Annotated in this window: 10 protein-coding genes; 9 read left to right on the top strand and 1 reads right to left on the bottom strand. The window is 33.5% G+C overall.

Annotation, left to right across the window (positions count from 1 at the left end; translation table 11 throughout):
* Positions 1 to 57 precede the first annotated feature (57 nt).
* The 7 genes from COE53_RS17040 (at position 58) to COE53_RS17005 (ending at position 8847) form a co-directional block, all read left to right on the top strand.
* Positions 58 to 690, top strand: coding sequence for a DUF6944 family repetitive protein (locus tag COE53_RS17040; protein ID WP_098948452.1), 633 nt, complete (start codon positions 58 to 60; stop codon positions 688 to 690).
* A gap of 277 nt (positions 691 to 967) precedes the next feature.
* Entirely contained in the window at positions 968 to 1687 is a 720-nt protein-coding gene (locus COE53_RS17035) for a sigma-70 family RNA polymerase sigma factor (RefSeq protein WP_069034685.1), read from the top strand.
* 30 nt (positions 1688 to 1717) lie between these two features.
* Positions 1718 to 2302, top strand: a complete 585-nt coding sequence (clpP, locus tag COE53_RS17030; protein ID WP_069034684.1) for an ATP-dependent Clp endopeptidase proteolytic subunit ClpP — start codon at positions 1718 to 1720, stop codon at positions 2300 to 2302.
* Positions 2303 to 2549: 247 nt separating this feature from the next.
* Complete coding sequence (locus COE53_RS17025; RefSeq protein WP_098948451.1) at positions 2550 to 3041, top strand: quercetin 2,3-dioxygenase; 492 nt, start codon at positions 2550 to 2552, stop codon at positions 3039 to 3041.
* Positions 3042 to 3182: 141 nt separating this feature from the next.
* Positions 3183 to 3734: an NADPH-dependent FMN reductase gene (locus COE53_RS17020; protein WP_069034682.1), complete on the top strand. Its 552-nt coding sequence runs from the start codon at positions 3183 to 3185 to the stop codon at positions 3732 to 3734.
* A gap of 296 nt (positions 3735 to 4030) precedes the next feature.
* Positions 4031 to 4750: a nucleotidyltransferase domain-containing protein gene (locus COE53_RS17015; RefSeq protein WP_069034681.1), complete on the top strand. Its 720-nt coding sequence runs from the start codon at positions 4031 to 4033 to the stop codon at positions 4748 to 4750.
* Positions 4751 to 5304: 554 nt separating this feature from the next.
* Positions 5305 to 8847 (top strand): S8 family serine peptidase, encoded by a 3543-nt coding sequence (locus tag COE53_RS17005; protein WP_098948449.1) that lies wholly within the window; start codon positions 5305 to 5307, stop codon positions 8845 to 8847.
* Positions 8848 to 8920: 73 nt separating this feature from the next.
* Here COE53_RS17005 and COE53_RS17000 read toward each other — a convergent pair whose 3' ends face one another.
* Positions 8921 to 10042, bottom strand: coding sequence for a GerAB/ArcD/ProY family transporter (locus COE53_RS17000; RefSeq protein ID WP_069034678.1), 1122 nt, complete (start codon positions 10040 to 10042; stop codon positions 8921 to 8923).
* 176 nt (positions 10043 to 10218) lie between these two features.
* Between COE53_RS17000 and COE53_RS16995 the strand changes: the two genes are divergently transcribed.
* Together COE53_RS16995 and COE53_RS16990 are read left to right on the top strand one after the other, a co-directional pair.
* Positions 10219 to 10674: a GNAT family N-acetyltransferase gene (locus tag COE53_RS16995; RefSeq protein WP_069034677.1), complete on the top strand. Its 456-nt coding sequence runs from the start codon at positions 10219 to 10221 to the stop codon at positions 10672 to 10674.
* Between the two features lie 172 nt (positions 10675 to 10846).
* Positions 10847 to 11830 (top strand): ketoacyl-ACP synthase III, encoded by a 984-nt coding sequence (locus COE53_RS16990; RefSeq protein WP_175403515.1) that lies wholly within the window; start codon positions 10847 to 10849, stop codon positions 11828 to 11830.
* The last annotated feature ends 92 nt before the right edge of the window (positions 11831 to 11922 follow it).

Genomic DNA, 11922 nt, shown 5'->3' with positions numbered 1-11922 from the left:
CAGACCTTCATTCATAATACTACGATAAAGGTTCCTTTTAGCAGGTTGGTGGTTGAATTGGGAGGAGAGTCAAAAGCATTAGTAGGATCTGTCATCGTATCAATTGGAACAATAACAGCTGCAATTGGTTCAACCCCATCTAACTACATAAAAAGTAGTATTCGTGATGACCTAAGTCTAATAGGTAATGTTTTGCAGGCTACAGGAAATGGTATTGATGCTGAAGCAGAGGGGACCGTACTTAGGGCAGTTGGTAAAGAAATAACAGCAAGTGGGAATATTACGGTTACTTCAGGGCTGGTTTTTGACATTTCAAAAGAAGCATCCTACAAATTATTCGTTGCAGGAAACTTGTTACAAGCTTTAGGGTTAGGGGTTAATGTTGGAGAAGCAATCGAAACTACTCCTTTCCCAGGACAATCTGAAAACATTGTAGGTGGACTAACACAAATTATAGGAAACACCATGCAAGCAATAGGGTGGTCAGAAGCATTACAAGAAATTATAGCAAATGAAAATAAGCAAAAAGAGTTTGGCTTTTATGGGGATTACTTCAAAAAAAGTAATACAATATCGGAATCTGAAACATTGGTTGCAACAGGAAGCTGGATTCAAGCAATTGGATCTGTTATTTCAGTAATTGGAGTAATAAAAGAAGAAATCGGAGCAAACTCAGTGGAAAGAGAGTAGGACTGAAGTCTCTCATAAATAGGTTAGCCTAAAGTTTTAACTTAAATTTAAATTTAGACAGAAGCGGAGATAAGTGGTTTCTGCTTTTTTGTGTTGTTAGAAAACGTCCTAATTATGTTAAAATGCATTAAAAGTTGAAAAATAAAATAACATAGAAGAGTTTTAATTTCTATTACATAAATTAAAATAAATAAAAAAAAATTTTTTAACCCCCGTATCTTTTTATACTCTTATTCCGTTTATAGGTTAGAGAGTGTTAATAAAGGAGTGAACATAAATGTCTAGTAAGTTTAGTCTTCACAGCATAGAAAAGGAAGAACAGGATGAAGCAACTGACGAATTTTATTGGCAGAAGTACTATCCTAAATTGCAACGCTATTGTCGGTTTCTAGCCCAGAATGAATGGGATGGTGACGATATTGCACAGGAAGCATTTTTTAAAGCAGTAAAATATTATCATAAAGAAAAAATGAACTCGGCTTTATTAAATAAAATAGCTTACAACCATTGGATTGATACTTTACGAAAAAGAAAAGAAGAAACGATAACTCCTGATTTTGAACTTTCTAAATATGTAGCTAGTCATCCGATTGATCATAAAATGAATAGTGTGGAGCTCTTACTTAAACATTTTACTCCAAAACAAGCGGTTATCTTTTTTCTAAAAGAAGCATTTCAATATAAATCCAGGGAAATAGCAGACATTTTAGGAACGACTGAAATAGCCATAAAATCTAGCCTGCATCGAGCAAAAAAGCGTCTAGATAAAACAAACAAAGAGGAACAATCCCTTTCTATTGAATATTTTTGGAATGAGGAAGAACGGATGAAGCTTGAAGAAATTTTTCATTTAGCTTTAGAAGTTCAAGACCCTGCTGTTTTAATTCAAGCGCTTCCTTCCTTTGATCGTATTATTGAAAATCCTAAAATGATATTCGGTAATTTCCAATCATCCCGTACTCAAACTCCTTCAAGCACTCTCTGCATGGCTGCATAGCCAATTAACGCTTTTAAGGAGGATTTTTAAATGACGACAGTTCCTTATGTAATTGAACAATCTAATCGTGGTGAACGTTCATATGATATTTATTCCCGTTTGTTAAAAGATCGAATTATTATTATCGGTGATGAAATAAATGATCACGTAGCAAATAGTGTAGTTGCACAATTGTTATTTTTAGCTGCAGATGCACCTGATAAAGAAATTTCACTTTATATAAATAGCCCTGGTGGGTCGACTTCAGCAGGATTTGCGATTTATGATACGATGCAATATATAAAGCCTGATGTTAGAACAATTTGTACGGGAATGGCAGCGTCCTTTGGTGCGATGCTTTTGCTGGCGGGAACAAAAGGGAAACGTTTTGCACTGCCGAACAGTGAAATTATGATTCATCAACCATTAGGAGGAGCAAGGGGCCAGGCAACAGAAATCGAAATATCTGCTCGAAGAATCTTAAAATTACGTGAGCATATTAATCAAATAATCTCTGACCGAACAGGACAGTCAGTCGAGAAAGTAGCAAAGGATACAGATCGAGATTATTTTATGAGTGCAGAAGAAGCGAAAGAATATGGAATCATTGATGAGATTCTGTATCCTAATAATTAAATATTATTTCTAATGAAAAAGGTTAGCGATGCTAGCCTTTTTTGCATGCTTAAAAACTTTATCATATAAAATTGTTTGTTCAATAAAAGAGGACTGTAAGACAAGGTTAAGTGCTAATAATTTAAATTTATTATTCTCTCAAAAAGAATGTATAAGCTAATTTTCTATGAATAGCATTAGTTAGTAGGTTAATAGTTCAATCTAAAAACTAAATTCAATTATGTAAATCTCAATGAAGGAGATCAAAATGACATTCAAACAAAAACGTATAGCAGGTTTTATGCACCGAGGTATTACAGAAGAGAACACTTACTTCTTTTTAAATGATTTTACTTCCATATTAGTAAGTGGGGAAGACACAAACGGGGCTTTTTGTGTCTTGCATTGCAATGGTAAAAAAGACGGTGGACCTCCTCTGCACGTACATGAATTAGAAGATGAAACATTTTATGTCTTAGAAGGGGAAATTACTTTTTTTATTGGGGATCAAACAATTTTAGCAAAGGCTGGAGATTATGTATTTGCTCCTCGAGGAATTCCCCACACATTTAAAGTATGTTCTGAAGAAACACAATTCATTGTTACTGCTTATCCATCAGGTTTTGACCAATTTGTTAAAGAACTATCTGAACCATTTTATAAAGGATTCAAAAAACCTGAAGATCCTCCTTCAGCTAAAAAAATTCAGAAGCTGATAGAGGTGTCAAAAAAATATAAAATTTCTTACCCAACTATCTAATTTAATTTCATGATACTAAATTTGGTCGAAATTTTAGTTTTTTTGGATAAAAACTTATTGAATTAAATAAAGGTAAATTATGGGAAGTCTAGAATGTGTTAAGTTGAAAGAAATCAGAGGGAATTTAAGGAGGAAGAACGAATGCCAAACGAAAATTCAAATATCGGGATTATTCTAGGAAGCACTCGCAAAGGTCGAGTAAGCCCACAAGTAGGAGAGTGGGTAAAAGGGATCGCGGACAAACGTGGAGATGCGAATTATGAAATTGTAGATATTGCTGATTACCAATTACCGTTTTTTGGAACAACTGATGGAACTGAGCCTGGAATTGCAGCTTGGAATGGAAAACTTGCTAGCTTAGATGGATTTGTATTTATAGTATCTGAATATAATCACAGTATATCAGGTGCGTTAAAAAATGCACTTGATTTAGCTCGTGAAGCTTGGAACAACAAAGCAGCAGGAATCGTAAGTTATGGTTCAACTGGTGGTGCGCGTGCAGCAGAACACTTACGTGGAATCTGTGGTGAGTTATTAATTGCTGATGTGAAAGTTCATCCAACATTGTCTATATTCACAGATTTTGAGAACTTCTCTACCTTTAAACCTGCGGATCTACATCTAAATAATGTTAATTTAATGCTTGACCAGGTTGTTGCTTGGAGTGGGGCATTGAAGGTTTTAAGAAAATAAAAAAAGTTTTTAATCTGAAAATCGATTAAAAAACGTTTATAGTATTTAATACTTAGCTACCAAAAAGTACTTATAGCAGTAGACAAAAAGTTTGATTTTAGTAGGTTAAGAGCAATTCCTGATTTTCCAGGAGGTGTTCTTTTTTTTTTGCTAAATTTGACGGATTTCTCAGTTTGTCACAAGGGATTTTTTTGATAACTTGATTGGGAAGCGATTAACAACAACATCAAAAAATTGTCCTTTGAAATATCGAGTATACTTAAATTAGACATTGTTTAAAAATGGGGTGATGAATAATGAGTTTTTTAAATAAGTTAGACCATATTGAAGCGGCAAAACATTTTATTCATAAGTATTTTCCAAACTGTCAGGGGGCATTATTAGCGGGTAGCGTAGTTCGAGGTGAGGCAACCGAAACATCGGATCTTGATATCGTTATTTTTGATGCAAGCCTTAACTCTTCATATAGAGAGTCGTTAAAAGAACTCGGATGGGACATAGAAGTTTTTGTACACAACCTAACTTCCTATAAACATTTTTTTGAAAGTGATTACAAGAGAGCTAGGCCTTCACTACCAAGGATGGTTTCTGAGGGATTCATTTTAAAAGATGAAGGAATAATTGAGGAGATAAAAAAAGAAGCAAATGAATTATTAGATAAAGGACCTGAAAGATGGACAGTGGAAACGATCAAAATAAAGCGATATTTTATTACGGATGCACTAAATGATTTTATAGGTTCCTCTAATAGAGCAGAAGATTTATTTATAGCTAATACAATAGCCGAACTAGTAAGTGAATTCGTTTTAAGAACAAATTGTAAATGGATTGGTTCTTCAAAATGGCTTGTTCGCTCGTTAAGAAATTATAATGAGGATTTCGCGAACTGTTTTGTAGAAGCTTTTGATTCGTTTTATACGACTGGTGAAAAGGACCGAATAATCAAATTAGTTGATGAAGTTTTGCACCCTTTTGGAGGAAAGCTGTTTGAAGGTTTTTCTTTAGGAAAAATGTAAGTTTCTTAATTTAATCGTAAGTTAGTTAAGGAAAAGGAGTCCTATTTGTGGCTCTTTTTTATTTTGGAAAAATTTAAAAGCCAAAGAGTACCTATTTTAATAATCGCGTTCCTACTTATGTTAAAAATTCAAAATTTTTCGACATTTATACCACTTTTGATAGGTCATTTATCCTGTTTTTTTCGTCAAGGTTATAGAATTTTTGCTAAAAAAATGCGTTTTGTATTTAATTTTTCCCAATTTTCAGTTTTATGTTTCTGGCCAATATATAAAAAATCCGACAAAAAACTATAATTTATTCCATGATATAACATATTTTTATATCTATTTGACATTGTTGCATGTGAATTTGATAAAAAAGTTTGTTAATGAAATAAGTTGAATTCCCCCAATACACGTTCACAGGGGTTGGATGTAAAATTTGAATGTATTTAATTAACAACCACGAAAATCAGATGAATAGGAAAACTTAAGTTTGTTATTATATTTAACTATTACTCTATCGATCCAAGGTGGATTTAAGTAAATACGAATAAAATTGTAGGAGTGTTGTTATGAAAAACGGAAAATTTAAAGCGTTTAAAGTTATGTCTACAACTGCTTTAGTATCATTACTTTTTACTTCATTGGCTTTTGCGGATAACGATAACATTACATCTCAAACTGATTCAACTGATGTTAGTTTTGAACATGGAACATTTACTAAGGATAATTTAGATTTATCTCAAGAAAACTCATTATATAAAGAAGGCAACAGTCAAGAAGCTACAAATCAAGATGTTGCAAATACGTTTAAACCAGATGATGAAGTGCATTTAATTGTTGAGGTAGATGAGCCAGCTGATAGCGAGCAAGCGACACCTGAGCATAAAAAAGCAATGTTTAAACAAAAACAAGACAATGTAATTGATGAAATCTCAAAAGAAAAAAATTCTAATTCAAATGCTGCTTTTAAAGTAAAGCACCGTTACTTTGAAGGTTTTAATGGGTTTAGTATTGAAACAGAATATAAAAATTTAAAAGATATCCAATCGATTCCTGGTGTTAAGCATGTTCAAGTAGCTAGAACATTCCACGAAACGATGGCAGCAAGTAAAGAATTAGTACAAGCTCAAAAGGTATGGGAGCAATACGGTTATAAAGGAGAAGGCCTAGTAGTAGGTGTTGTAGATTCTGGTATTGATTGGAAACATAAAGATATGACACTATCAGATGATGCTAAAGCAAAAGAAAAATGGACGAAGGATAAATTCGATCAGTTTGCAGGAACAACAGATGTAAATGAAACTTGGTATTCAGATAAAGTACCATCTGGCTATGACTGGGCAGACAATGATACGGATGTTATTCCTGGGCCAAAAGGTAGTTCGCATGGTACACACGTTTCTGGAACAATTGGAGCAAACGGTGATGATTCTAAAGGTGGAGTTGCTGGTATCGCACCAGGCGTACAGTTATTAGCAGAAAAAGTATTCTCTGATAATGGTGGCGGTGCTTATGAAGATGATATTATTGCAGGGATTGAGCATGCAGTTACAATGGGCGCTGATGTGATTAACATGAGCTTAGGCAGTGATGCGGGTTATGTAGACGAAAATTATGATCCGATTCAAAAAGCAATTAGAAACGCGACAGAAAAAGGTACACTAGTTGTAGTAGCAGCTGGAAATTCAGCATTCAGTTCACAAGCTTTACTAACGCCTGCAACAGTAAAACCATTTGCAGATAATCCTGATATTGGAACAGTTGGATCACCAGGTGTCAGCCCATTCGCAGTATCGGTTGCTTCCTTTGAAAATTCTAAAATTCATGTGAATGCAATTTCAGATGGAAGTCTAGCGGTACCTTTCAAAGATCATTCTCAATATGGACAAGCATTTAATGTATCTAATAATCTATTACCGAATACAAATTATGATTTGGTATATGTAAATGAAGGAAAAACAGCGGCTGATTATCCAAAAGGAAAAACGAATTACATTGCAGTAGTTAAACTTTTAAATTCATATAGTACTGTCTCGAGTATTCAATTTGCTGCAAAAGCTGCAGGAGCAAAGGCGATCATTATGATACCATCTTCAAACACGCCTGATTATGCAACTCTACCAGTAACTGGTTCTGCAACACCGACTGCTTCAACAGGTAAATCGATCGGTCAAGCATTATTAGATAAAATGAGTAAAATGCCTACTGGTCAATATTTAAGTATGAAAAATATCGGCGATTATTGGGTAGATAATCCTGCTAAAGATACGATGTCTTATTTCTCATCAATGGGTACAACTCCAACATTAGATTTTAAACCTGAAATTTCGGCTCCAGGTGGAAATATTTATTCAACAATACCTGGAAATCGTTATCAAGTAATGAGTGGTACATCGATGGCTACGCCACATGTTGCAGGTGGTTCAGCTTTAGTATTACAATCACTTTATGAAAAAGGGCTACAACACTCAGAAGATACAGTTTTAAAAGCGAAAGTTGCATTAATGAATACATCTAAGGTCATTATGGATCCAAGAACAAATAATGAAGCGCCATATTCACCACGTATTCAAGGGTCTGGTTTAATGCAAATTCAAAATGCCATTAATACACCAGTTGTTGTGACGAATCGAAACGCTCCTTTGGAACAAGCTGGTTCAGTAGCATTAAAAGAAATCGGACAAAATACAAGCTTTAAGTTAAACGTAGATGCTTTTGATGCACCTAAAGGGAAAAATAATAGTGCGGATATTGAATACAATGTATATGTTGATTTATTAAAAGATAAGACAGAAACAAAGCAATTTGATTTTGATCATGATGGCCAATTAGATTCAAAAGATTATTTAACCTTATCAAGTGAACAAATTAAAGGAGCAAAGATCACTGTTAATGATAATATCGTAACAGATAAAACAGGGTCTACATTGAAAATCAAACCAGGTCAATCAAAAATGTTAACTGTTAATATATCATTACCGGATTCATTAAAGAAAAACAGTTTTGTTGAAGGATATGTTCGTCTTGTACCAGTGGCAAAAGACCAAGATAAAGCTGTACCGTTAACTATGCCTTATATGGGCTTCTATGGAAAATGGGATGAGCCACGAAACATTGATGCTCCAGCTTGGGAAAAGGATTCATTTGCAGGTCATACGGCACTTTGGAATGATACTACAGAGGGAGGCGCACCATTAGGATACAATGGGAAAGGCTTTGACCTTAACCATATTGCATTCTCTCCAAACTATATTGATAAGGGTATCTTTGGAGGAATGGCGGTTTTACGTAACCTAGAAAAAGCCGAGGTCTCTATTGAAGATTCTGCTGGAAAACAACTTAAATATCTAGGTGACTATAGTGAATACACAGGTACTGGTGAGCCTTGGAGATTTAATAAAAATATAATGTTTAATGCGGATTACGGATATAGTTTATATCAATGGGATATGAAAGACGCATCAGGGAATTTTGTTCCCGATGGTACTTACTATTACGTAATTAAAACAACATTAGCATATCCAAACGCTAGACCACAAACGGTTAAAATGCCGATGATCGTAGACTCAGTTGCACCAAAAATTTCTGATATTAAAGTAACACCAAACAACGGTAAATATGATATTACATTTAATGCGACTGATAATGCAACTGACTTTAACTTTGCTGATGTTTATGTAAATGGAACATTTTATGAACTTAGACCGGGCGTAACGAAACTAACGGTTAATACAGAACCAAAAGGTATGGTAATCAGATCTCTTGATTATGCTGGAAACAATGCTTGGACAACATGGGGCGATCAAAGTTATAATAAACAAACTATGGCAATGGTAACTTGGGGTATTTCTCCATCTACAGGTGTAAGTGCATCTAAGCCTGCGAGAATTTCTCTATATGGTTATAACAGAGTAGACTGGACAATTAATATTAAAGATGCTAAAGGAAATCTTGTAGATTCATCTACATTCGAAAATGAGCATACTTTTAGTACACAATGGGCACCAGAAAAAGATCTTCCAAGTGGCACATATACGGTTACAGTAGATGTTGTTACGAAAGATGGCTTTAAAGTAACAACAACGCCTAAAACTATTACGGTTACTCAATAATACTAAATTACCAAAATAAAAAACAAAGGCTCAGTGAAAACTGAAGCCTTTTGTTTTGTCTTTTTAATTTTCGTTAATTGTAATTCAAGTCGTCTTTATTACTTTTTAGTTTACCTTGAATTAGGACAACAAGTAATAAACTAACCGGAATAATAATTTGAAGTGGAATGTGAAGCAAGTAGGGTACTAAATGGATCCCTTCTAAATGGTGCTCAAGAAAACTAGAAGCGACCCATAGGGAAGTAAGAACGGTAATCATACCAATAGGATAGACTAGTTGGTCACTTTTCTTTATATTAAATAAATCTGCTGCTCCAGATACCGCACAATAAAAGTAAATTGTAATTTTTACAAAGGCATTGCATACTGAAATTACTACTATGAAAGTATCCAATCTTTGAATGAAATCGGCAATATTAATATAACTAACTGATGTTAGAAGTGGATAGGTTGTTCTTTCAATAACGGAAGGGCCTAGTATTGCAGTATTTAAAACTGCAAATAAAGTTAATACAAGACCCGAAAATAGTAAAGCTGGTATTCCTACTTTTATTGCTAAATTTTGTTTAGTTAAATGGGGCATAATCATTGTAAATGTAACGATTTCACCAAAGGGAATAGTTAAAGAAATTGGGAAAGCCGCTTTTAATACTGGTGTCCATCCATTTTCTAAAACAGGTCTTAAATTATCAATTTTTATTAATTTTGAAATGATTTCAAATCCTATAAATATAACAGTAAGAAACATGATCATGACAAAAATAAATTCACACGAACGAGCGAATGTTTCTAGTCCTTTAGAAATAGCATACATGATTAATAACACCATGATTAATCCAATAGAAATTAGAGAAGAAGCATTATATAAAGTGATTGTTAATAAATCCTCAAAATCACGTAAAGCACGTGCAGCAATATAAATAAAATATAAGATATATAGTAATGCAAGTATTTTCCCTACATATTTCCCTAAAATAATTTGAATATATTTTGTTAAGGGAAGTTCAGGAAATAATGAATATAACTTAATATACACAGCAAAAATTATACAAGCTGAGATGAGTCCGATCAATAAACTAATCCATCCATCTTGTTTAGCTCTAGCAAATATTTCAAGTGGTGGAGAAGCACCGACCCCAAACATAAAAATCATACAAAAGAATTGAAAACCACTTATATTTAATTTACGATTCATTTGAATTCCTTCTTTTGACTTCTAATTTTTCTTCTAGATGTTTATTTTTTCCATAAAATTCTATTTTATTTAAGAGTTAATAAGTTATTTTTTTTTGACTAAAAAACTAGCTAGAAGTTTATCAAAATTTAGTATAATAATAGCAATTATAAATAAGGAAATGAGGTTGTCATTACGTGGATATTAAGGTTGATGATTTAACTGGAAATGAAGTTGCTATGTTAATTAGTGAGCATCTACAAGGTATGACACAGCATTCTCCACTTGAAAGCATACATGCTTTAAATCTTGAAGGATTAAAGAAACCGGAAATTACATTCTGGAGTGTATGGGAACATAGTGAATTAGTTGGATGTGGGGCTCTAAAAGAACTTGATCCTTTGCATGGAGAAGTAAAATCAATGAGAACTTCTTCAGCTCATTTAAGAAAAGGAGTGGCAAGGCGCATGCTCCAACACATCATCGAAGAGGCGAAAAATAGAGGCTACAAGAGAATAAGTTTGGAAACAGGTTCAATGGAAGCATTCGATCCAGCAAAAAAACTATATGAACTCTTTGGATTTAAGTATTGTAAGCCTTTTGCTGATTATAAAGAAGACCCTAACAGTGTTTTTATGACATTAGAATTGTAATATTTTTTAAGTAAAGTTGCTGTTGTAGCAACTTTATTTAGTTTAATCCTCAACTAATTAGCCCTCTAAATTAAAAGAATGAAAAAATTTTAAAATAAAATTAGTACCTAGTATTAATATCTGGTGATATAATATTGGAAAGATATTAAAAAATATGACTGAGGTGACCATAATGCAAAATTCGAAAGCACGTATCACTGCAATAGGTTCATATGTACCAGAAAAAGTATTAACAAATAAGGATTTAGAAAAAATAGTTGAAACAAATGATGAATGGATTGTAAAGCGAACTGGCATAAAAGAGAGAAGAATTGCAAATGAAAATGAATTTACAAGTGACATAAGCTTTAAGGCAGTAAAAGACTTGATGGAAAAATACAATAAGTCTGTTGAAGATGTTGATATGATTATCGTTTGTACGTTAACTCCAGACTACAAAACACCAAGTGTTGCTTCAATTATCCAAGCAAAGCTTGGAATAAAAAATGCTGGGGCAATTGATTTAAATGCAGCTTGCGCAGGTTTTACTTACGGTTTGTATATGGCAAATGGATTAATTACATCCGGATTAAATCGAAAAATTCTAGTAGTCGGAGCTGAAACTTTATCTAAAATAACCGATTATGAAGATCGCACTACTTGCATTTTATTTGGTGATGGCGCTGGTGCAGCTTTAGTAGAGTATGATGAAGAACAACCTAGCTTTATTTCCTCTTACCTAGGATCAGAAGGCGAAAAAGGCAAACATTTATATTGTACAAATTTATCAAATCAAATGTTTGGCGAAGAGCTAATTAATAATAATAATATCATTCAAAATGGACGCGAAGTATACAAATGGGCAGTTACGACAGTACCAAAAGGAATGCAAGCTGTACTAAACAATGGATCCACTTTATTAAATGAAGTCGATTGGTTTGTTCCACATAGTGCAAATTTAAGAATGATTGAATCAATCTGCGAAAGAAGTGAATTTCCAATCGATAAAACATTAAATAGCTTAGTAGATTGCGGAAATACATCATCAGCAACGATTCCATTATCTTTAGTTAAGGGCGTTAAGGAAGGAAAACTTAAACATGGAGATAAAGTTTTACTGTATGGATTTGGTGGTGGATTAACTCATGCAGGATTACTTATTAATTGGACTTTGTAATAGAGCTTTTAAGCAAAAACTCATTTATACCGAGAAGATGAATATAAGTTCCTCAGGAAGGAGCCATGAGTTAGTAAAACAGCAAAAAGAAG

Origin of the sequence: Bacillus sp. AFS029533, assembly GCF_002585125.1 — a bacterium.
Classification (GTDB): domain Bacteria; phylum Bacillota; class Bacilli; order Bacillales; family Bacillaceae_G; genus Gottfriedia; species Gottfriedia luciferensis_B.
This window is presented reverse-complemented; position numbering and strand designations above follow the sequence as displayed.